The sequence below is a fragment of the Shinella sp. OV683 genome, assembly GCF_057787725.1.
On the sequence record NZ_CM173543.1, the window covers coordinates 477,872 to 498,689 of the forward strand.

18 protein-coding genes are annotated in these 20,818 nt (G+C 60.9%); 12 read left to right on the top strand and 6 right to left on the bottom strand.

Annotated elements, in window-relative coordinates; translation table 11 throughout:
• The first annotated feature begins 139 nt into the window (after window positions 1–139).
• Both ACXHRN_RS02330 and ACXHRN_RS02335 read left to right on the top strand, forming a co-directional pair.
• Window positions 140–721 (top strand): DUF1134 domain-containing protein, encoded by a 582-nt coding sequence (locus ACXHRN_RS02330; protein ID WP_488639740.1) that lies wholly within the window; start codon window positions 140–142, stop codon window positions 719–721.
• A gap of 180 nt (window positions 722–901) precedes the next feature.
• Entirely contained in the window at window positions 902–2,080 is a 1,179-nt protein-coding gene (locus ACXHRN_RS02335; protein WP_488639741.1) for a hypothetical protein, read from the top strand.
• Window positions 2,081–2,344: 264 nt separating this feature from the next.
• On the opposite strand, the gene ACXHRN_RS02340 is transcribed toward ACXHRN_RS02335, so the two are convergent.
• Together ACXHRN_RS02340 and ACXHRN_RS02345 are read right to left on the bottom strand one after the other, a co-directional pair.
• Window positions 2,345–3,178, bottom strand: coding sequence for a TrmH family RNA methyltransferase (locus ACXHRN_RS02340; RefSeq protein WP_488639742.1), 834 nt, complete (start codon window positions 3,176–3,178; stop codon window positions 2,345–2,347).
• A gap of 3 nt (window positions 3,179–3,181) precedes the next feature.
• Window positions 3,182–3,559 carry a hypothetical protein gene (locus tag ACXHRN_RS02345; RefSeq protein ID WP_488639743.1) on the bottom strand — a complete coding sequence of 126 codons (378 nt, stop codon included), beginning with the start codon at window positions 3,557–3,559 and terminating at the stop codon, window positions 3,182–3,184.
• Window positions 3,560–3,587: 28 nt separating this feature from the next.
• Here ACXHRN_RS02345 and ACXHRN_RS02350 point away from each other — a divergent pair, with 28 nt between their 5' ends.
• The 8 genes from ACXHRN_RS02350 (at window position 3,588) to ACXHRN_RS02385 (ending at window position 13,438) form a co-directional block, all read left to right on the top strand.
• Complete coding sequence (locus ACXHRN_RS02350) at window positions 3,588–4,625, top strand: RluA family pseudouridine synthase (RefSeq protein ID WP_488639744.1); 1,038 nt, start codon at window positions 3,588–3,590, stop codon at window positions 4,623–4,625.
• 150 nt (window positions 4,626–4,775) lie between these two features.
• Window positions 4,776–5,681 carry an RNA polymerase sigma factor RpoH gene (gene rpoH, locus ACXHRN_RS02355; protein WP_488639745.1) on the top strand — a complete coding sequence of 302 codons (906 nt, stop codon included), beginning with the start codon at window positions 4,776–4,778 and terminating at the stop codon, window positions 5,679–5,681.
• A gap of 353 nt (window positions 5,682–6,034) precedes the next feature.
• Complete coding sequence (locus ACXHRN_RS02360) at window positions 6,035–6,679, top strand: lysophospholipid acyltransferase family protein (protein ID WP_488639746.1); 645 nt, start codon at window positions 6,035–6,037, stop codon at window positions 6,677–6,679.
• A gap of 225 nt (window positions 6,680–6,904) precedes the next feature.
• Entirely contained in the window at window positions 6,905–7,987 is a 1,083-nt protein-coding gene (locus ACXHRN_RS02365; protein WP_488639747.1) for a substrate-binding domain-containing protein, read from the top strand.
• A gap of 83 nt (window positions 7,988–8,070) precedes the next feature.
• Window positions 8,071–10,326, top strand: a complete 2,256-nt coding sequence (locus ACXHRN_RS02370) for an ABC transporter permease (RefSeq protein WP_488639748.1) — start codon at window positions 8,071–8,073, stop codon at window positions 10,324–10,326.
• Window positions 10,319–11,101 carry an ATP-binding cassette domain-containing protein gene (locus tag ACXHRN_RS02375; RefSeq protein WP_488639749.1) on the top strand — a complete coding sequence of 261 codons (783 nt, stop codon included), beginning with the start codon at window positions 10,319–10,321 and terminating at the stop codon, window positions 11,099–11,101. Before ACXHRN_RS02370 ends, ACXHRN_RS02375 begins: the two co-directional genes overlap by 8 nt.
• 205 nt (window positions 11,102–11,306) lie before the next feature.
• Complete coding sequence (locus ACXHRN_RS02380; protein ID WP_488639750.1) at window positions 11,307–12,668, top strand: NfeD family protein; 1,362 nt, start codon at window positions 11,307–11,309, stop codon at window positions 12,666–12,668.
• The gene (locus tag ACXHRN_RS02385) at window positions 12,665–13,438 is read left to right on the top strand and encodes a slipin family protein (RefSeq protein ID WP_488639751.1); all 774 of its coding nucleotides are present in this window, start codon (window positions 12,665–12,667) and stop codon (window positions 13,436–13,438) included. Before ACXHRN_RS02380 ends, ACXHRN_RS02385 begins: the two co-directional genes overlap by 4 nt.
• A gap of 145 nt (window positions 13,439–13,583) precedes the next feature.
• Here the strand turns inward: ACXHRN_RS02385 and ACXHRN_RS02390 are convergent, their stop codons facing one another.
• Genes ACXHRN_RS02390 through ACXHRN_RS02405 form a run of 4 tightly spaced genes read right to left on the bottom strand, consistent with a single transcriptional unit; the run spans window position 13,584 to window position 18,583 of the window.
• On the bottom strand, window positions 13,584–15,953 hold the full coding sequence (locus ACXHRN_RS02390; RefSeq protein WP_488639752.1) for a hypothetical protein: 2,370 nt from the start codon (window positions 15,951–15,953) through the stop codon (window positions 13,584–13,586).
• A gap of 11 nt (window positions 15,954–15,964) precedes the next feature.
• Window positions 15,965–16,729, bottom strand: coding sequence for an ABC transporter permease (locus ACXHRN_RS02395; protein WP_488639753.1), 765 nt, complete (start codon window positions 16,727–16,729; stop codon window positions 15,965–15,967).
• Between the two features lie 11 nt (window positions 16,730–16,740).
• The gene (locus ACXHRN_RS02400) at window positions 16,741–17,757 is read right to left on the bottom strand and encodes an ABC transporter substrate-binding protein (RefSeq protein ID WP_488639754.1); all 1,017 of its coding nucleotides are present in this window, start codon (window positions 17,755–17,757) and stop codon (window positions 16,741–16,743) included.
• On the bottom strand, window positions 17,744–18,583 hold the full coding sequence (locus ACXHRN_RS02405) for an ABC transporter ATP-binding protein (RefSeq protein WP_488639755.1): 840 nt from the start codon (window positions 18,581–18,583) through the stop codon (window positions 17,744–17,746). Before ACXHRN_RS02405 ends, ACXHRN_RS02400 begins: the two co-directional genes overlap by 14 nt.
• A 132-nt stretch (window positions 18,584–18,715) precedes the next feature.
• Here ACXHRN_RS02405 and ACXHRN_RS02410 point away from each other — a divergent pair, with 132 nt between their 5' ends.
• Window positions 18,716–19,441 (top strand): GntR family transcriptional regulator, encoded by a 726-nt coding sequence (locus ACXHRN_RS02410; RefSeq protein ID WP_488639756.1) that lies wholly within the window; start codon window positions 18,716–18,718, stop codon window positions 19,439–19,441.
• Window positions 19,442–19,529: 88 nt separating this feature from the next.
• Window positions 19,530–20,813 (top strand): cystathionine gamma-synthase family protein, encoded by a 1,284-nt coding sequence (locus tag ACXHRN_RS02415; RefSeq protein WP_488639757.1) that lies wholly within the window; start codon window positions 19,530–19,532, stop codon window positions 20,811–20,813.
• Window positions 20,814–20,818: the final 5 nt, after the last annotated feature.

Consider the following 20,818-nt stretch of genomic DNA (forward strand, 5'->3'; position numbering starts at 1 on the left):
ATGGTTGCCATAATGACACCACATTTGGTAAACCGATTGTTAATCGGATCGGCTCACAATGCACTTAATTCAGTTTGGTTGGCTTTTTCAATGCCGTGATCGGCTTGCAAGCGCCAAAAGCTACGGGGTGGATCCGAAAATGCGTGTGAACACGAGCTTCGCTTCAAAATTCCTTGCAATCGCGCTCGCCTTTGTCGGGCTCATGGTCGCGGCGATCAGCCCTGCGCGAGCAGAAAATGCGCAATACACGATGCAAGAGATCGTCGATGCCGGCCATGGCTTCTTCGGCTCGACGACCGGCGGCTTCGCCAAGGTGGTGGAGAAGGCATTCCAGCAATACGGCTTGCCGAATGGCTACGTGCTCGGCCAGGAAGCCGCAGGTGCTTTCATCGCCGGCGCGACTTATGGCGAGGGCGACCTTTATACCAAGAATGCCGGCCAGCATTCGATGTTCTGGCAAGGCCCATCGCTCGGCATCGATTACGGTGGCGAAGGCAGCCGCGTGATGATGCTGGTCTATAACCTGCCCGATGTGAAGCTTGCCTATTCGCGGTTCGGCGGCATTTCCGGCCAGGCCTATGTTGTTGCCGGCTTCGGCATGACGGTTCTCAAGAGCCACAATGTGGTGATCGTGCCGATCCGTACCGGCGTCGGTGCCCGGCTGGGCGTCAATGTCGGTTATCTCAAGATGACCCGCCGCGCCACCTGGAACCCTTTCTGATCTATAGTCAGATTTGCTAAATTAACGACACATCCAAAAATTGACCGTGCCTGTTCCCCACGTAACTTGCGACAGGCACGGCTGCATGCTTTAACGCCTCAAGGATATATTGGTGCAAACGAGCATCGTTTCTGCCATCCCGTGCGTTTCCTTGTCGGTGCTTAGATCTGCAGGTTTGTCGTGATAGAATATGCTTTGCTGTTCGGGCTCGGATTTCTGACCGCCATCCTGGTGGGTCTGCTCCTCGCACCTGCCATCCACCGCCGCATCGTCAAGTTCACCGAAGCCCGGATCGTGGCGACGATGCCCGTCAGTCCCCAGGAACTGAGGGCCCAGAAGGACATGGTGCGCGCCGAGATGGCCGCGTCCGTCGCCCGCACCGGCCACGACCTCCGCCTGGAACGGCAGAAGGCCGCCGATCTCTCCGTCAAGCACGATGTGCTGTCGCAGGAAGCTGGCCGGCTCTATGGCGAAAATGTCGACCTGCGCAACGAGATGGACGAGATGACCATTCAGGCCGGCGAAATGCGCGCCAGCCTGCGCAGCGAGGAAATGAAGATCGGCAGGCTGCATGAGGACCTGTCCGCCACCCAGCATTCCGAGCGGCTCAAGGACAGCCGTATCGACGAACTGCTGCACCGCTTGCAGCAGGTGACCATGGATATCGATACTCTCAAGATCGACCTGGTCACACGCGACACCGAGGCGGAGAGCTTCCGGGCCCGCATCAACGCGCTCCGCGATGAGCGCGAGGCGCTACGCGGCGAACTCAAGCTAATGACCACACGGGCCAAGGATGCCGAGCTGAAGCTGGCGCGCGAGGAAAACCGCGCCGTCCGGCTCGAAGACCGGCTCAACACAGAAGTGTCCGGCAGCGTCGACAAGGATACGGTGATCGAGAGACGGATCAGCGAGATCAACCGGCTGAAGGAACGGCTGAAGAGCGTCAGCTCCGAAGCGCGCGAGGCGAGCCGCACTATGCGTGCCAATGCGCCAAAGCCGGTGACCTCGACGCGTATCCGCAATGCTGCAGCCAATTCAGATGGCACCATCGAGGCCGTGGCTCATCCCATGCCGACCGCAATCATCACCGACGAGCGGGTCAGCGAACTCATCGATGACGTGCGCGGGCAGGCAACTGCGGCCGCCGACATGCTGGTCAATCTGAACGACACTGCGCACGACGACGCGTTGCGCGGCGAACTCGCCGACATCGCCGCCAAGATGATCGCTATCGTCGCGCAGAAGGAGGGTGCCAACTCGCCCATTCGTTCGATGATCTCGGGTAAGCCGGGCCAGAGCCAGAGTGGACGCGTGTCACTTTCCGAACGCGCCTCCAAACTCCTGCACCAGGAATAGTCGATTAGCCATGAAGGGCTCCGGCAGGTAGCCGCAATCGCAGTTTGTTTTCAGGCGCAAATCTATCCTCCGTCATTCCCTGCTTCATGCAGGGAATCCAGCAGCGTCGCGTCGGCGGCGCGAAAGAGTCTTTTGCACTCAAGGGCTTGAGTGCGCTGGATTCCTGTGACAAGCACAGGAATGAGGGTTGCGGAGGCTGTGCTCAAACTCAATCACTGTCGTCGAACGTACAAAATACGACAAACGAGTTTTGCACAGCATGCTTTAGATCCGTCCCATAGCGGAGGCGATGGCATGCAGCGCAATTCCCGTTGCAGTCGCGGCATTCAGGCTGTCGAGGCCGGGCGCCTGGGCGATGCGCGCGGTGTGGATCGAGGCCATGATGTCTTGCGGCAGGCCTTCGCCTTCAGTGCCAGTCAGCAGCGCCATTCGTGGTGATGCCCCTATGTTGCGGAGATCGGTCTCGCCGCGCGGCGAGAGGCCCCAGAGGGCGAACTCGTTGCCATGCAGGGCTCCGATCAGATCCGCGGTCGAAGGCGTTATCGCATAACGCACCTTCAACACCGCGCCAACCGATACGCGGATCGCCTTGCGATAGAGCGGATCGCAGCATTCGCCATCGAGCAGAACCGCGTCGGCACCGAAGGCTGCGGCATTGCGGAAAATGGAGCCGATATTGTCATGATTGGCGATGCCGGCGGCTGCCACGACCAGCGCGTTTTCGGGCAGCGATGCCAGGAGCTGCTGCGCTGTCTGCTCTGTCGATCGAACGCCGAGTGCCAGCACGCCGCGGTGAATGTCGAAGCCGGCAATGGCATTCATGACCGCCTTGTCGGCGATATAGACGGGCACATCCCCACGAAAGGCGCCGAGAACGTCGCTCAATCCATCCAGGCGGTTTTCCAGCACCAGCACCGCTTCGGCGGAAAAGCCGGAGAGTGGGCGCTTGTCAGCTTCCGCCAGCATCCGCAGCACGACCGTGCCTTCGGCAATGAAGCGGCTTTCATTGCGCCTGAGATCGCGTTCCCGGATGTTGGCAAAGCCTGCAATGCGCGGGTCGGCGGGGTCGGTGATGCGGATGAAGCGGTCGTCGCGCATTGGCTATGGAGCAATCACGCTGATTTCCGTCAGCGTCTTGCCGGTGCCGATGTCGTGGACGATCATCAGGTGCTTGCCTTCGACCGTGCCCATGAACCAGACGCGATTGCCATCGACGGTGGTGGATTCGAGCGTGAACCCCTTGGGCAGCGTGATGGTCTGCTGCGGCAGTGTGATGGCGGCCTGCGAGACGGGCGCAGGGACCTCGGCGGCGGCCGAATTCTTCTTGGCCTTGTAGACAATCGAGCCGAGGACCGCCATAAGAGCCAAAACGATCACCGAACTCGAAATGACGAGCAGGCGCACCATCTTCCGGCGGATTTTCTCCACGGCCGGATCGAGCGGCTTTTCTACGTCATCGGGGAAATTCGGGTTGGTCATGTCAATTCCTGAACTGGATCATGGGTGAATGTCAGCTTCCTTTAATGGAGACGATACGAGCGATGCAAACGGAAAAGTCCTGGTTGCTGATAAGGCGGCTTCCGGGCGGCTCGACGCATGGCTGGCGCAGGTGCTGGACGGCGAGCTTTCGCGCAATCGCGTCAAGGCGCTGATCGAGGGTGGCGATGTCACGCTGAACGGCAAGCCGGTCACCGAACCCAAGCGCAAGGTCCAGCCGGGCGACCGGATCGAGATCACCCTGCCGGAGCCGGATGCGCCGGAACCATTGGGCGAGGATATCCCGTTGACCATCCTTTATGAGGATGCGGACCTGATCGTGCTCATCAAGCCTGCCGGTCTGGTCGTGCATCCCGGCGCCGGCAACTGGACAGGCACGCTGGTCAATGCGCTGATCCACCATTGTGGCGACAGCCTTTCGGGTATTGGCGGCGTCAAGCGCCCGGGTATCGTCCATCGGCTCGACAAGGAAACCAGCGGTGTCATGGTCGTCGCCAAAAACGATATCGCCCATCGCGGTCTGGCCGAGCAATTCGCCGACCATGGCAAGACGACTGCACTGGAACGCGCGTATCATGCGGTGATCTGGGGCCTGCCGCGACCGTACAAGGGCACGATCGATGCGCCGCTTGGCCGGGCAGGGGACCGTATCCGTCGTTCCGTAACCTCGTCGACCGCGCCGGATGCGCGCCACGCCATCACCCATTATGAGGTGGTCGAGCGTTATCATGAGAGACCGGATGCGACGGCGCTCGCCGCCAGCGTCCATTGCCATCTCGAAACCGGCCGTACCCACCAGATCCGCGTGCATATGGCTCATATCAATCACCCGCTGATCGGCGACCCCGATTACGGCGGCGCGTTCCGCACCAAGGTCAACCTTCTGCCGGAAGAGACCAAGGCAATGGTTGCCGGTTTTTCACGCCAGGCGCTGCATGCCTATCTCCTGCAGTTCGAGCATCCCCGCAGCGGCGAGGTCATGCGTTTCGAGTCAGATTTGCCGGATGATATGATCGCGCTAGTCGAGGCGCTGAAGCGTCCCCTGTAGAAAAATTAGTAAGGTGATCTTATATTTCACGAAAATGTGAACTGTCGGCCTTGAAAGCGCCGCAGCAACACCATAAATGACACATGTGGGCCGGGGGGACTCCCGGCCAAGAGGCTTGCCGCACAGGAAGCCGACAGAGAGGGGTGCTTAATGGCCCGTAGTTCATTGCCGATGTTGACCGCCGGAGAAGGCGGCCTGAACAGATATTTAGACGAAATACGCCGTTTTCCAATGCTTGAGCCGCAGGAAGAGTACATGCTGGCCAAGCGTTATGCCGAACATGAGGATCGTGGTGCCGCGCATAAGCTGGTGACCAGCCATCTGCGTCTGGTTGCCAAGATCGCCATGGGTTATCGCGGTTACGGCCTGCCGATCGGGGAAGTGATTTCCGAAGGCAATGTCGGCCTGATGCAGGCGGTCAAGAAATTCGAGCCGGATCGGGGTTTCCGCCTGGCCACATATGCTATGTGGTGGATCAAGGCGGCAATTCAAGAGTATATCCTGCGCTCATGGTCTCTCGTGAAGATGGGCACCACCGCCAACCAGAAGCGGCTGTTCTTCAACCTTCGCCGGTTGAAGGGCAAGATCCAGGCGATCGAAGAGGGCGATCTGAAGCCCGAGCAGGTCGCCGAGATCGCCACCAAGCTGAAGGTCAGCGAGGAAGAAGTGATTTCGATGAACCGTCGCCTGTCCGGTGATGCTTCGCTGAACGCGCCGATCAAGGCTGCCGACGGCGATGCCGGCCAGTGGCAGGACTGGCTCGTCGATGACCACGAAAGCCAGGAAGCCATCCTGATCGAGCAGGACGAGCTCGACACCCGCCGCGCGCTGCTCAACAATGCGCTGAAGGTGCTGAACGATCGCGAAAAGCGCATCTTCGAGGCTCGCCGCCTGCGCGAAGAGCCGGTAACGCTCGAAGAGCTGTCGTCGGAATTCGACATCAGCCGCGAACGCGTCCGGCAGATCGAGGTCCGCGCCTTCGAGAAGGTGCAGGACGCCGTCCGCCAGGCCGCACTCGACCAGGCCAAGGCGTTGCGTGTCGTCGAACCCAGCTAACGGGTAGAATGATTCGAGAAAATAGGAGCCGTCCGGATGAAAATCCGGGCGGCTTTTTCTGTTAGGAGTTCGCAGGCGAGGGATGGACGGCCAGTGCATGGTGGCGGATGCGGCCCACCGGGCGAGGCTGTCCTGATCCTCTCCTCTCAGGAAGGCCAGTTCATTATATTAAACGAACCTGACAGGTTTCTTTGCAGGATAGCGTCTGCGGCTTCTGGTTGTCCTTTACGACCATTTCCGACCCCCAGCTTGCCGCGAGGCGGTCATCCGCTGACCCATTTGACATTGAAAAGGCTGCCATTTTAGAATAAGGCGATTAATGGGCAATGCTTGGCAACGAAGGTTGTGTTCGCATGAAGAAGCTTTTCCACCACCCGGCGACCGTCCGCGCGCTTGCTGCGGTCCTTTCCGGCTACATGCACTTCGTGTTCGCCACCAGCCGAGTGCACGTGGTCACATCCCTGCCCGTACCGCTCACCAATGGGCCGGTTGTACTGGCCAGTTGGCACCAGCAGATCCTCATGCTGCCCCTCATGACGCGTCCGAATCCCCCGAAGCTGCTTGCCCTGATCGCTGCCAGCCGGGCAGGCGCCCTCATCCGCACCATCGCCACATGGTTCGGCATCGGCGCTGTGGAGGGCTCCAGCCGTCGCGGCGGCATCGAAGGTGCGCGCATGCTCGTCCGGGCGGCACGTGACGGCTATTCCCTTTACATCACACCCGATGGCTCGCGCGGCCCCGCCCGCATTGCCAAGGAAGGCGCCACCGAAATCGCCCGCCTGACGCGCCTGCCACTGATCCCCTGCGCGGCGTGGCCGGCGCGCGGCAAAACCTTCAACACCTGGGATAGCTTCCGCTTTCCCTATCCCTTCGGCACCATCCGCGTCGCCTATGGTGAACCTCTGCAAAGGCTTACTCCGCAAGGCCTCGGTGATGCATTGAACGTACTCACCGCCCAAGCACAAGGCATCTCCGACCTGCGTGCGCGCCTCAATTGAGGTGTTGACCACATTACGAATGCAACGCTGTGCCTCAGTATCCGCCATTCAAAAAACGGTTATCGGACGCTTTTAAAACGAACAAATTCGCAAGTATGAGTGGTTTTCCGTTTACTTGAACCAGAATTGCGCAGATTATTAGCGAATGGGAGGAAGTCTTCGGCCCCACTCTCGATAAATCGCGCTCGAATGGCTTTCGTCCCTGGTTTCAAGGGAGGACCAATCATGAAGCGGATATTGTTGTACGTGGCATCGGCCGCGGCGTTATCGCTCGGCATCCCACAGGCATTCGCACAATCGGGCAGCGTCGAGAAAGCGGTTGGCGGTTACAATTTCGAGGAAGCCGCAAAGGAAGCCCCCGGCACGAAGGATTTCCATTCGGCTGACGGCCATTTGACCTTTGCGATCGTGACGCACACGGCGGGCAACGGGTTCTTTGACCCTGTCTATGTCGGCGCGACTGTCGCCGGCAACATGATCGGCGCCAAGATCCTGCTGCTCGGCTCGGAATCGCCGGTGGATGATCCCGCCCGCGAAATCGAAATCCTGAACCAGATCGTTCAGGACCCGACCATCGACGGGATCATCATGACGACGCCACAGGTCGGCGCCTACAATGACATCGTCAAGGCCGCCGAAGCGGCTGGCATCCCGATCGCCACGACCAACTCGTTCGACGGCACAATACTGCACCGAAACGCGATCAGCCACACCGGCCAGGACGCATCTGCTGCGGCAATCGGCGGCGAAGCGCTCGCAAATTGCGTGCTCGCCAGTGGTGCGACCAGCGGCTCGATCGTCCTGCCGTCTTCCACAGCGATGGGCAATATCGAGGTGAACAACCGCGTCACCGCCGCCTTCAATGCAATCGTCAAGACGTTGAAGGACGCGGGCAAGATCGACGCCTTCAAGGTTGACGCTGGCCCCGAGAATGTTGGTATCGACACCAACCCGAACGACCCGGTCAATGCACTTGTTTCGCTCTTCGAGTCCCGTGGTGACGTTGTCGGCGCCTTCACGGCCAACAACGTCTTTACGCCGCCGCTCGTTAAGGCGGTCGCTCAGATGGGGCGGACCGGCAAGTTCTGTGCCTTTGGTTTCGACCTCGGTCCGGCACAGCAGGAGGGCATCGCTTCCGGGAACCTGACCGGTTCGCTCGGCCAGCAGCCCTTCTTGCAGGGTTTCTGGCCTGTCATGCAGCTTTATCTGCAGATCGATCGCGGCATCGCGGCTGCCAATCTCGACACGCGCGCCCAGCTCGTGACGAAGGATACGGTCGCAAATGTCGGCAAGCGCTTCGAGAACTGATTTCGTTTGAAATGGTTGGAATCGATGCAGGAGGGCGCGAGCCCTCCTGCATCGCAAGGGCAAGGAACGACCGGTAGAACCCCATGGCGCTTACCACGACGACATCGCTCGGCCGTGCGCCGCCTCAGCTCTTCGGCGGCTGGGAGGCCGGACTGCTAATATTCCTTGCGTTGCTCTATTTCGGCGGGGTCGTCGTCAATCCTGCCTTCTTCGGTTCAACGGAAGCCCTTCATGCGCTGCTGCGTGACACATCCCGTGTGGGGATTATCGCGGTCGGAATGACTTTCGTCATCGCCAACAAGGATCTCGACCTCTCGGTCGGTTCGACTTACGGTCTGGTCGCCGTGGTCTTCGCCAGGCTTTTTGCGTCGAGCTTTCTCGACTTCGGCATCACTGCGTCCGCGATCCTCTGCGTGCTGCTAGGTACGGGGATTGGTCTGGTCAACGGCGTGCTTGTCACCATCCTGAAAGTGCCGGCGTTCATTGCCACGCTGACGATGCTTTTCATCGGTCGCGGCTTCGTGCTTGCGCTCACACACGGGCAGGCAATCTATTACTCCGACAAGGCGAAAGACTATCCGCTCTTCTTCCACCTGGGCGAGACGAATGCTCTCGGCTTCAACAACCAGATCGCGATCTTCTTCCTCGTCGCCATAGTCGGGGCCTATGTGCTTGCCAAGACCCGCTGGGGCTATGAGACTTTCGCCACCGGGGGAAATGAGCAGGCGGCAGCCTATGCCGGCATTCGTACACGCTGGGTGCGTATTCGCGCCTATCTGCTGTCATCGCTTTGCGCGACTCTTGCGGCTCTCCTGTCGGCTGCGCAGGACAAGGGTGTGACGCCTCTTTACGGTGTCAGCTGGGAGCTTACCGTTATCGCATCCGTCATTATCGGTGGCGCATCGATCCTTGGCGGGCGCGGGCGTGTGATCGGCTCGTGCCTTGGCGCTGCCGTCGTCGTCCTGATCGACAAGGTGCTGCGGGAAGGTTGGCCGATCACACGCATCGTCGTCATTGACGGTGAGAGCATTGCAGTCGGCGCCAAGTTCACCCTGCCGGCGGGCGCCGTGCTGGTTTTCCTCGGTCTCCTTCTCGTCGTCGCCGTGCTCATCGAGCCTCTCCTCATCCGGCGCCAGGTCGCGGCCCGGCTTTGGGCGTGGCTGCGCGGCCGGCCATCGCCACCAGCCTACGAGATGGGCGGTGTGGCGCTTGAGGGCGTGCAGACCAAGGGGGCCATGGTGACCGACACGGCGCTGTCGGCCACGGGGCTCGGCAAGTTTCTCGCCCGCCGCGACGCACTTGCCATCATCCTGACGGCTGTGTTGTGGCTGACGGGCCTCGCTCTGAGGCCGGACTACTGGTGGAACCTGTCCAACACCTTTGCCATCCTGCTCAATTACACGGAACTGGCCCTCATTACGGTCGGCCTCAGCTATGTCATCGCAGCCGGCGATATCGATCTCTCGGTTGGTGCGGTGCTCGCCCTTGCCGGTAGCACAGCAGCCTATTTCCTGAAGGTGCTCGGCGCCGACCCGCTCACCGCCGTCGCGATGGGCCTGCTCGCAGGAACGGCCGCCGGATTCGTCAACGCCATCGTCACAGTCGGCTTCAAACTGCCTGCCTTTATCGCAACGCTCGGCATGTTCTACATTGCCCGGGGCCTCGCGGCCTGGTTCGTAGCAGGACAACAGCTGACCGGCTGGCCCGAGGGCTACAACCTGCTGGGCCGCAAGGTGAATGATGTTCTCCTCCATTTTGGCCTTTCGTTGCCACCGGGGATCATTCGTACGGTAGCCGAGGTCGTCAGCGTCCAGACGATCTGGATGTTTTTCGTCGCCCTGATCGCCGGCATCGTGCTCGCCTATACACCGTTCGGATGGAAGGTCCGCGCTGCCGGCGGCAATGTCCGTGCTGCTGCCTATGCCGGCATCAACACCAATCGGGTACGGTTCGTCTCGCTGATGTTGGCCGCGCTCTGCGCCAGCATGGCGGGGATTATCAACGTCGCTTACTTTCGCAGCTTCAACCCGGTTGCCGGCCAATTTCGTGAGCTTGACGCCATCGCTTCCGTGATCATAGGCGGTGCGTCGATCTTCGGTGGCTACGGCACCATGATCGGTGCGCTTGCGGGTGCGGCCGTCATTACGCTCGTGCGGGCGCTCCTGCAACTTAACGTCCAGGGATTCAGCATGCCGCAGCACTGGATCAATGTCTTTGTCGGCGTCATCCTGATCGTAGCGGTGCTGATCGACATATGGGTGCGCCAGACCAACATTTTCGGACTCCTACGTGCCCGCCTCGCAAGAGGTGCGCCAACACTGGGCAGCGGCCATGGCTGACGCGACTTCGTCCAAACCGATAGTGGAAATGCGAGGCATCCAAAAGGCCTTCGGAGCGGTGCAGGCGCTTCGTAATGTCGATCTGACGCTCTATCCAGGCGAAATTCTTGGCTTGGTCGGCGACAATTCGGCCGGCAAATCGACACTCATGAAGATCCTGACCGGAGCTTATCAACGCGATGCGGGTGATATCCTGGTTGCCGGGCAACCGGTGCGCTTCAAGAGCCCGCACGAGAGCCGCGACGTTGGCATCGAGATGATCTACCAGGATTTCGCGCTTTGCGGAAACATGGACGTCGGCCAGAACATTTTTCTTGGCCGCTGGCCGCTCAAAGGCCCCTTCGTCAATCGGCGGAAGATGTATACGGAAGCCGACAGCGTGCTGAAACGCCTCAAAGTCGATGTGAACTCTGTCTATCAGAAGGTCGAAAGCCTGTCGGGCGGCCGCCAGCAGTCTGTTGCGATTGCCCGCGCGATCTCGTTCGAGCCGCGCGTCGTGATCCTCGACGAACCGACCGCCAACCTTTCCGTAATGGCGACCGAACGGCTGCTCGAAACCATGCTGGAGCTGAAGAAGCAAGGTGTTGCCCAAATCATCATCTCACACCGCCTTGTCGACATTTTTGCAGTGGGTGATCGTGTCATGGTTCTCAAGCGCGGCGAGTATGTCGGCGACCGCTACGTCAAGAACACGGACGAGCATGAAGTGCTGGAGATCATCGTTTCCGGCACGCGAGAGCGCGCGCTGACGGCCGATGAGGCAAGAGCCATTTGATCCATCGGCTGCAGGCCCAGCATCTACGCAACCCAGTAGCGTAGACTGGTTCCTATACGATTTGTCCTCTTTGTGCGTTGCGACAGCCGCAGCTGGCCAGGAAACTTCTCTCTTATTCTTTTGGCAATTCTGGCGTATATTTGGAATTATGAATATTAATCGGGTGATCGTGCGACCCCGGAGGTTTTGCCAACAAGCAATCCGAATGTTCGCTCTGGCACTCATCTTGGGTTCGATATTCCTGTTTTCCGTCGTACCGACAACGGGCTCGGAGCGTGTCGCTTTGTTGCTGCGCTTGAATGGCGCCGTCAGCCCGGCTTCCGCTGACTATGTGATACGCGGTATTCAGCTGGCCAACGAGCGTAAAGTCGCGCTGGTCGTTCTGCAAATGGACACTCCCGGCGGCCTTGATACGTCAATGCGGGACATCATTCGCGCAATCCTTGCCTCGTCCGTGCCCGTCGCGAGCTACGTTGCCCCGAGCGGCGCTCGCGCGGCCAGCGCCGGCACCTACATTCTCTATGCCAGCCATATTGCCGCCATGGCGCCGGGCACCAATCTGGGCGCCGCAACGCCCATTGCTCTCGGCGGCGGCGGAGAAGACAACGACCAAGGCCGCGACAGTAAGAAACAACAGCCGCGCAACGCCGGAGAGGCCAAAGCAGTGAACGACGCGGCTGCCTATCTTCGGGGGCTGGCCGAACTGCGCAATCGCAATGCCGACTGGGCAGAGAAGGCGGTGCGCGACGCAGCCAGCCTTTCATCGACCGCTGCCGTACGTGAAAAAGTCATCGATTTCACCGCAACCACTGTTGATGACCTGATGGCGCAAGCCAATGGTCGCACGGTACGAGTAGGAGAGACGGACATAAGGCTCGATACGACCGGTCTCGTCGTCCAGAACATCGAGCCTGACTGGAGAACCCGGCTGCTGTCGGTCATCGCCGACCCGAACGTCGCACTCATCCTGATGATGATTGGTATCTACGGCCTGATATTCGAGTTTCTTACTCCGGGAGCGGTGATACCGGGGACAGTCGGCGGTATATGCCTCCTGCTCGGTCTTTATGCTCTGGCCATGCTGCCGGTCAGCTACGCCGGCGTCGGTCTCATCGTGCTTGCGGTTGCTCTGCTTGTCGCGGAAGCGCATACGCCGACATTCGGGGTCCTGGGCCTTGGTGGCGCGGTCGCGCTCGTCCTGGGCGCAACTATTCTTTTCGATACGGATGTGCCTGATCTGCAAGTGAGCCGACAAGTCCTGGTTGGCATCGGCATCTCGGCTCTCGTCTTCAGCCTCATTGTCGTTCGACTCGCATTCGCCGCCCGCCGGCGCGCCGTCGTGACAGGTGCGGAACAGATGATCGGCATTTCAGGTAAAGTTTCCAGCTGGGCCGACACAACCGGCTACGTTGTCACCCATGGAGAGCGCTGGAGCGCCGTCTCCGCCGAACCGCTCACGGACGGAGACGACGTAACGGTGATTGCTAGGGATGGGCTAACGCTCAAGGTCGCCCGCGATGCCCGCAAGGATCGGCGACCTTCGGAAGGCAGGGAGGAGCACACATGACCATGCTCGGAGGTTTCATCTTCTATATCGTCGCGGTTGTCCTGTTGTTGGTCATCCTGGCGAACGCGATCAAGATTCTGCGGGAGTATCAGCGGGCGGTCGTTTTCACGCTTGGCCGATTTACCGGCGTGAAGGGGCCTGGATTGATCCTGCTCGTTCCCTACGTGCAGCAAATGGTGCGGATTGACCTGCGCACGCGCGTGCTCGATGTCCCCAGCCAGGATGTCATCTCGCATGACAACGTTTCGGTTCGCGTCAGCGCGGTGATTTACTTTAGGGTCATCGATCCGGAGAAGTCGACGATTCAGGTCGAGGATTTCATGGCAGCCACGAGCCAACTCGCCCAGACGACGTTGCGCTCGGTGCTCGGTAAGCACGATCTCGATGAGATGCTCGCGGAACGCGACAAGCTCAACGAAGATATCCAGAGAATGCTCGATGCCCAAACAGATGCGTGGGGCATAAAAGTTGCCAATGTCGAGATCAAACATGTCGACATCAACGAATCGATGATCCGTGCGATCGCCCGCCAGGCGGAGGCTGAACGTGAGCGGCGCGCGAAAATCATCAATGCCGAGGGTGAGCAGCAGGCCGCGGCGAAGCTGGTGGAAGCAGCCGAAATGCTGGCCAGGCAACCTCTGTCCATGCAACTGCGCTACTTGAGCACGTTGAATGTCATTGCCGGAGAAAACAGCTCAACGATCATATTCCCGTTCCCGATCGAGCTCGCTCACCTCCTGGCTGCCAAGACGGACGCGCCGGCCAAATGACAATTGGCCGCGATCCCATGAACATGCTCGTCTGGTTGCAGTGGCCGTGCTATCGGAAGGTGCGGCCCCGTATACAGGCTTCCTCTTCTTAAAAGCGCGGAACGGTGAGGCGCGGCAATGCCGCGCCCAACAAGTCGCTATCCGATCACAGATTGAGAAACAGCGGCGACGTCCAGACGCGCGACTGATCGATCTGTCGGGCGGTGATGAACAGCGGGTGTTCACGTCCCTTTTCCAGCTTCAAGGCACTGATGTCGATCTCGCCGCCGAGATCACGCGGGAGTGCGGCTTCGGTGATTTGCTCGACTATAAGCCGGAGTTCGACCCCCGGAATGTCGAGCGAGACCGCTCCCGAGGCAAGCAGTTCGTCACCGGAGACGACAAGTCGAGCGGTAGGTGCATCGACATGCGGTGGTGGCTGCAAGGGGTCGCCGACCTTGACATAGCCGTAGAGGTCGGTCCGGATCTCTATGCGGCTGCCGGCGAGTTGCGACAGCGATAGTTCCACGCCATCGACATCGCCATGGGTGGCGGAGTTGAACCCGACAGTCGTCGCGTCCTTTCGCCAAGCACATTGTTCGGGATGGTCAAACCCGATGCCGTCATGGCCGAGGAGTGCTGCCCCGGTTACCGAGATCTCGCCCTGCCAATAAGCGGCACGATAGCGGTCCTTGACGCGCGCGCCGCCGAACCTGACGCGTACACGCCGGTTCGAAAAGCCTGCCTCACTGTGCAGATTACGCGTCCATATCAGGCGATCGGCATCGTAGAGGCTGACTTCCTCCCAACCCCGGTCGCCCAGCAAGCGGTAGACGAGCGGATGGGCGAGGTCGGCGTTGACGACCTCTCCCATCCAGCTCTCGCCCAGTCGCAGGCTGGCAGAGCTGCGTTCACCTGTCGTGGCGAATGTGCGCCGCGCCCTGAGAGCCTTGCCGACAGAGGCGCGGTCGAGCGTTTCGGCGAACACGCCGGTCAGCCCACCGCGCGAGCCGAACACCGCGGTGGCCGGTGCGCCACCGCCGCAGCGGCCCTGATGCTCGTCGCTGGCGGCCGATGCGCCCAACCGGTGGCCGCGGCTTAGCGCATCGATGTAGTTCCAGTGGAATTGCCCCCAGGCAGAGGTGATTTCGGTCAGGCGTTCGAGTTCGGGGTGATGCCAGTCGAAGATGCAGCGGCGGCCGCCGACATGCGGGATCAGCAGATGGCCTTCGGGGTCATTTTCATAGGCGGCCCAGAGTTCGTCCACCGGCCAGACGCCCGGCCGGATCGTGCCGGCTGTAAATTCGTTCCATTCGAAGGAGCGTACGGAGCGCCCCTGTTCGTCGAAGGGAAAGCGGGGCTTGCCGTCGCGCAGGAAGACGACATTGCGATCGCCGCCGGCGGCTGAATTGCCGCACCATTCGGTGCCGGGATAGCAGACGAAGCGGCCGGGCTCGTTCAGTTCGCCGATCAACCCGACCGCTTCATTCCACTTGGCTTCGGTGATGTTGAAGTCGTTGACGGTATAGCCGACCACATCGAGGCCGGCGATGTCGCGGCCGTAGCTGAGATTGTAGTAGGTGTCGTTGGTGCCGACTGTGTCTTCGGAATGCACGTGAAGATCGGCATAATAAGAATGCAGACCGCCCGCGGTTGGCTCGACCTGGACATAGGCAGTTGCCGGCTCGATCGCTATGCCATCGGCTTCCGCCTGCAGTTGCCATTCGCCGTTTTGCCCAAGCGACAGCTGCAATTGTGTCGCCGTCCAGCCGTCCGATGCGAATGTCAGACGCTCTTTCCGGGCGTTTCCATCCGGGCCGGTCAACAGAAGCTGTCCGACGACCTGCCGGTCACGGCAGGTATTACCCCAAATGTCGTCAATGCGGGCGAGCACCCGCAGCGTCTGGTCCGGGCCGGCCAGGCGTGGGGCGATGAGGGTGACCGCATGCGGCGCGCCGGCAACGATATCGAGGGCGCAATCGCCTGGAACCTCGGCGAATTTGGAGCTGCCAAGCGGATCGACGAACATTCGGAAACGGAAGTTCTTCTCGACGAAGGTTTGCACACGCGTGCCAGCGCCGCCTTGCCGCCGGTCACCAAGCCGGATGACGATACGGTCACCGGCATTGAGATAGCCATCAACCACGTCGATGATCACAGCTTTCTGGAAGGGACGTTCATGGCCCTTCTGGTCGAACCGCACCTTCAGCGCCCTGACGGTCGACGGACCCTGGCCCGCCAGCAGCGCTCGCGCATGATATTCCGCCGAGACATAATTGGCGCCCGTGGGATCCGAAGTCTGGAACAGTGCCCAGTCCGAATAGAATTTGAAGGCGAGTTTGAGCCATGCGCCATCGGCAAGCCCGACCCCGCCGATCTCATAGGTAAGCGTCAGTTCGGTCCATTCGCCGGCCGTCAGTGTCGTGCGGTCACACGTCAGTCGGCCGAGAAACGGTAACGACTTGATGTGGGCATGCAGACCGGTGGGCGCAACGGAGCCAACTGCCGAGGGCAGGCCGCTCGAATTCGTCAACATGGATAGTGACCTCATTGCTGTCCGCGCCAGCTTTCGTAGCGGCGCTCGATACGTCGGAAAACCAGGCTCTCCATGAGCCAGGCGATCAGTCCAATCAACGAGACGCCGAGAAGCACCTCGCTGGAATTGCCGGTCTGGCCGCCCATCGCCACCATCCAGCCGATGCCTTGGGAGGCGCCGATCATTTCGGCGGCCACCAGAGCCCGCCAGGCTTGCGAAAAGCCGATGCGCAGAGCGGTGGTGATGAACGGCAGCGAGGCCGGCAGGTAGATATGCCGCAGGAGCTGAAACCTGCTGGCGCCCAATGTTCTTGCGGCGCGAACTTCGCCACCCTGGATGGCGAGCACGCCTTCCTGGATCGTCGCTGCCATCGGGAACACGGCGGCGATGAAGATCACCACGGCAATCGATAGATAGCCGAGACCGAAGAAGATCATCGACAGCGGCGCCCAGGCAATCGGCGGTATCGCCATGAACAGGCTGTTGAGGGGGCTCGCAAATTCCCGAAACCGGGTGGAAAGCGCGCCGGCCGTGCCGAGCGCCAGCGCGGCAACCGTCGCCGCCGAAAAGCCGCCGATCTCGCGCAGCAGGCTCGCCCCCATCTGGTGCCAGAGATCGCCGGAACGGATCCAGTGCCCGGCCTCCAGCACGACCTCCCACGGCTGTGGCAGGACATAGGACGGGACCTGGCTTGCGGCCAGGCACCAGACGACTAGGAGGGCCGGTAGCGACGCCCAACTCCAGGAGGGCTTCAGTGACGTGATCAATGCGGACATTTCAGCTCTGCTCAGTTCTGCGCGCCGGTTGCCCGTACCCAGAGGCTGGTGTCGATGACATCATCGGCTTTCAGGGGCTTGGACAGGAAACCGAGCGCCAGGGAATAGTCCATCAGCCGCTGGATGAAGGCGCGGTCGCTGTCTTCGATGGCATCGGACCAGCCCAGCCGCTTGCGGGCTTCCGCAACAATGGCTTCGGCCGGCACCGTCTTGCCATCAGGCGATTGGACGGCTTGCAGTTTGAAGGCCGCGGCGATGATCCGGTCGGATTCTTCGGGATGATCGTGCAGGAAGGCGATCGCCTTGCGATGGGCGCGCAACAGCTTGACGATATCATCCGGGCGTGCGCCGACGGTCTTGCGCGTCGCAGCGATGACATACCAGGGATAGCGCGGCAGGGCTTCGTTGACGTCGAAGACGACCCGGCCCGCGCCGCGCAGCACCGACTGGCTGACGAAGGGTTCCCATTCGAAAACCGCATCGACGACACCCGTGTCGAGTGCCGCATTCATGTTGCCGGCCGGCATCTGGGAAAGCTGGAGATCGGCGTCCGGGTCGAGCTTGGCCACCTCCCCAAGCACATAGCCGCGCAGCAACACGTCCATGCCGCTGCCGCGATTGACGCCGGCCAGCCGCTGCCCCTTGAGATCGGCAAGCGTGCGGATCGGGCCGGATGCCTTGGCGACCAGTGCCGCCTGGCCGAAATTGACCTTGGCGAGGATGACGCTGTCGAGGCCGCGCGCGAACCATTGATAGACCGGCGGAGCACCGACATAGGCGACATCGACGTCGCCCGACGCCACGGCCTGCTGGATCACCGGACCATCGCCGAACGGCTTGAGTTCGACGTTCAGTCCTTCCTGCTTGAAGAAACCCTTCTTGTCGGCGATGACAGCCGGGGCATTGGCCATCGCCGAAACCCAGCCGATACGGAGGGGATGCTGATCTTCGGCAAAGGCTGGGGCCGCGGCCATCAGCGCCATCGCTGCGGCCAGAATGCTACCCTTCATCGTCTTAAACGCTTGCATAGTGACGTGCTCCTGATTGTTCGAGGGACGCAGGCCGTCCAGGTTGAGTGATTGCGCCGATCCGGCCCATCAGTTGTTCGCCGTAGTCGGCAAACCGCGCCGAGCTGCGGGTTTTCTGGCGGTCGCGGGGGCGTGGCAGGTCGATGAGGGTTTCGCTGTCGATGCCATTCGGCGGAAGGCCGAGAACCACGACGCGGTCGGCGAGGAACACGGCTTCATCGATATCATGGGTGATGAAGACGATGGTCTGGCCGAGATCCGACCATAGCCGCAGCAATTCCTCGTTCATGTGGATGCGAGTGATGGCGTCGAGCGCCGCGAACGGTTCGTCCATCAGCAGGATATCGGGCTCGAGCGCCAGCGTACGGGCCAGCGCCACGCGCTGGCGCATGCCGCCGGACAGCTGGTGCGGAAGATCGGTTGCCGACTTCTCCAATCCGACCAGCGCGAGATAATGGCGGGCTTTTTCGAGCTGTTCGGCCGGGCTGGTCTTGCCGGCCATTTTAAGGCCGAAGCGCACATTGTCCTCGACCGAAAGCCAGGGAAACAGGTTCGGCGATTGAAAGACATAGCCGAGTGCCGGCATTTCCGGAAACACCGGCTGGCCGTTGATGCGTATCGTCCCGTTGCTCGGCTTGAGAAAGCCCGACAGCAGATTGAGCATGGTGGATTTGCCGCAGCCGGAGGGGCCGAGGAGGGCGGTGAACTCGCCCCTTTTCACCGTCAGCGAAAAGTCTCGGAACACTTGGCGGCCGTTCTTGTAGGCAAAGCCGACGGCATCTGCGGAGAGAACTGGCGGCGAGCGGAGAGGGCTGATAATCTTCATTGACGACTAATTCCATAGACAAACACGCGATTGATAATACATTTTAATACAAGTACCGCAAGCCCTGAATCGACAGAGCAAAAAATGACCTGTATGAAACGCTGGAACTCCTCACATGATCGAAGTTGTTGAATGTCAATCGTCAGGGACAATGCCACCTCGCTCTACCGGCAGATCGCGGCGAGGCTGCGCGATGAAATCGCCGGCGGCCGCTTCGAACCGTCCGGCAGGCTGCCGTCCGAGGCGGAGATCGGTGCGCGCTTCGCTGTCAGCCGGGTCACTGTTCGGTTGGCGTTGGAAGAACTTGCCAAAAGCGGTCTGATCGAGCGGCGCAAAGGCAAGGGCACCTATGTCGCGGGCAAGGAGGTGCGCCATGAGCTCGATACGCTCAGGAGCTTCCACGAATCGCTGCTGCTGCAGGGGCTGAATGCGGGGATGCGCATTCTTGCCTTGGAGACGGTGCGGACGCCTGACAGGATTGCCGCAGCGCTCGGCGCGGGCTGGGAGACATGCCTGTTTCTGGAGCGCCTTCACCTCGTCGACAATGAGCCGATCGCGCTCGGGCGCAGTTTCCTGCCGGCGGCATTGGCTGATTTGTCTCGCGAGGAGATGGAAAGCCGCCCGACCTACGCGATCGTTTCCGCCCTTGCCGGGCTCGATGTCGAGCGCGCTCATGTCACCATCGGCGCGCAAACCGCCGATCCCGATCTCGAAGCGATCCTGAAGATTCCCAAGGGCGCCGCACTTCTCACCATGGAGCGGACATCCTGGTTCACCGACAACACACCGGCCGAGCGGTCGACCTTCTATGTTCGCCCCGAGCGCTACCGGTTCGTCATGAATAGCGTCTTCCGCTAACAGGCGCGGTGAACGATTCGGGCAACGGACCGTCGAATTTGTTGTAATCTGCCTCAGGCAGACCAGTCATCATGCGAGGAGATTCGTCATGACCGTTCCACATCCATCCAAGACCCATATCGGCAACCACAAGCTCCATCCCGAGACGCTGATGCTGAATTACGGCTATGATCCGGAACTGTCGGAGGGGGCCGTCAAGCCGCCCGTCTTCCTCACCTCGACCTTCGTTTTCAAATCCGCCGAGGAAGGCCGCGATTTCTTCGATTTCGTCTCTGGCCGGCGCGAACCGCCTGCGGGCACCGGCGCCGGACTGGTCTATTCCCGCTTCAACCACCCAAACAGCGAGATCGTCGAGGATCGGCTTGCCGTCTACGAACGCACGGAAAGCTGCGCGCTGTTCTCCTCCGGCATGTCGGCGATCGCCACCACGCTGCTCGCCTTCGTCCGCCCGGGAGATGCGATCCTGCATTCGCAGCCGCTTTATGGCGGCACGGAAACGCTTCTCGCCAAGACGTTCCTCAACATGGGCGTCGCGGCTGTCGGCTTTACCGATGGCGTCAACGAAGCCTCCATCCAGGCAGCGGCGGAAGCGGCCATGGCCAAAGGCAGGGTGTCGGTAGTCCTGATCGAAACGCCCGCCAACCCGACCAATAGCCTGGTTGACGTGGCAAAGATCCGCAGGGTCGCCGACGCGATCGGTGAGAAACAGGGGCACATACCGGTTGTCGCTTGTGACAACACGCTGCTCGGCCCGGTTTTCCAGCGGCCGATCGAACACGGCGCCGACATCTCGCTTTACTCGCTGACGAAGTACGTTGGTGGCCACTCCGACCTGATCGCGGGGGCGGCGCTTGGCGCGAAATCGGTGATGAAGCAGATCAAGGCCCTGCGTGGCGCCATCGGCACGCAGCTCGACCCGCATTCGTGCTGGATGCTCGGCCGGTCGCTCGAGACGCTTTCGATCCGCATGGAGAAGGCCGACAGCAATGCGCATGCCGTCGCCGACTTCCTGCGCGACCATCCCAAGGTCGAGAAAATCCATTATCTTCCCTATCACGACGCCCAATCGCCGCTGGGCAGGACATTTGCCGCTCAATGCAGTGGCGCGGGATCGACATTTTCATTCGACATTCGCGGCGGCCAGCCCGCCTCGTTCCGGTTTCTGAACGCGCTGCAGATCTTCAAGCTGGCCGTCAGCCTCGGCGGCACCGAGTCGCTGGCCAGCCACCCCGCGACGATGACCCATTCCGGTGTGCCTGTGGGTGTCCGCCAGCGGATCGGCGTGCTGGAATCGACCATCCGCCTGTCGATCGGCATCGAACACCCCGATGACCTGATTGCCGACCTGACGCTCGCGCTGGACGCCGCATAGGTCAC

Bases quoted from the DNA above. Each gene is read 5' to 3' on its own strand.
- ACXHRN_RS02330 (WP_488639740.1), top strand. From the start codon at position 140: ATGCGTGTGAACACGAGCTTCGCTTCAAAATTCCTTGCAATCGCGCTC.
- ACXHRN_RS02340 (WP_488639742.1), bottom strand. From the start codon at position 3,178: ATGCGCGACGACCGCTTCATCCGCATCACCGACCCCGCCGACCCGCGC.
- ACXHRN_RS02345 (WP_488639743.1), bottom strand. From the start codon at position 3,559: ATGACCAACCCGAATTTCCCCGATGACGTAGAAAAGCCGCTCGATCCG.
- ACXHRN_RS02350 (WP_488639744.1), top strand. From the start codon at position 3,588: ATGTCAGCTTCCTTTAATGGAGACGATACGAGCGATGCAAACGGAAAA.
- rpoH (WP_488639745.1), top strand. From the start codon at position 4,776: ATGGCCCGTAGTTCATTGCCGATGTTGACCGCCGGAGAAGGCGGCCTG.
- ACXHRN_RS02360 (WP_488639746.1), top strand. From the start codon at position 6,035: ATGAAGAAGCTTTTCCACCACCCGGCGACCGTCCGCGCGCTTGCTGCG.
- ACXHRN_RS02365 (WP_488639747.1), top strand. From the start codon at position 6,905: ATGAAGCGGATATTGTTGTACGTGGCATCGGCCGCGGCGTTATCGCTC.
- ACXHRN_RS02370 (WP_488639748.1), top strand. From the start codon at position 8,071: ATGGCGCTTACCACGACGACATCGCTCGGCCGTGCGCCGCCTCAGCTC.
- ACXHRN_RS02375 (WP_488639749.1), top strand. From the start codon at position 10,319: ATGGCTGACGCGACTTCGTCCAAACCGATAGTGGAAATGCGAGGCATC.
- ACXHRN_RS02380 (WP_488639750.1), top strand. From the start codon at position 11,307: ATGTTCGCTCTGGCACTCATCTTGGGTTCGATATTCCTGTTTTCCGTC.
- ACXHRN_RS02385 (WP_488639751.1), top strand. From the start codon at position 12,665: ATGACCATGCTCGGAGGTTTCATCTTCTATATCGTCGCGGTTGTCCTG.
- ACXHRN_RS02390 (WP_488639752.1), bottom strand. From the start codon at position 15,953: ATGTTGACGAATTCGAGCGGCCTGCCCTCGGCAGTTGGCTCCGTTGCG.
- ACXHRN_RS02395 (WP_488639753.1), bottom strand. From the start codon at position 16,729: ATGTCCGCATTGATCACGTCACTGAAGCCCTCCTGGAGTTGGGCGTCG.
- ACXHRN_RS02400 (WP_488639754.1), bottom strand. From the start codon at position 17,757: ATGCAAGCGTTTAAGACGATGAAGGGTAGCATTCTGGCCGCAGCGATG.
- ACXHRN_RS02405 (WP_488639755.1), bottom strand. From the start codon at position 18,583: ATGAAGATTATCAGCCCTCTCCGCTCGCCGCCAGTTCTCTCCGCAGAT.
- ACXHRN_RS02410 (WP_488639756.1), top strand. From the start codon at position 18,716: ATGTCAATCGTCAGGGACAATGCCACCTCGCTCTACCGGCAGATCGCG.
- ACXHRN_RS02415 (WP_488639757.1), top strand. From the start codon at position 19,530: ATGACCGTTCCACATCCATCCAAGACCCATATCGGCAACCACAAGCTC.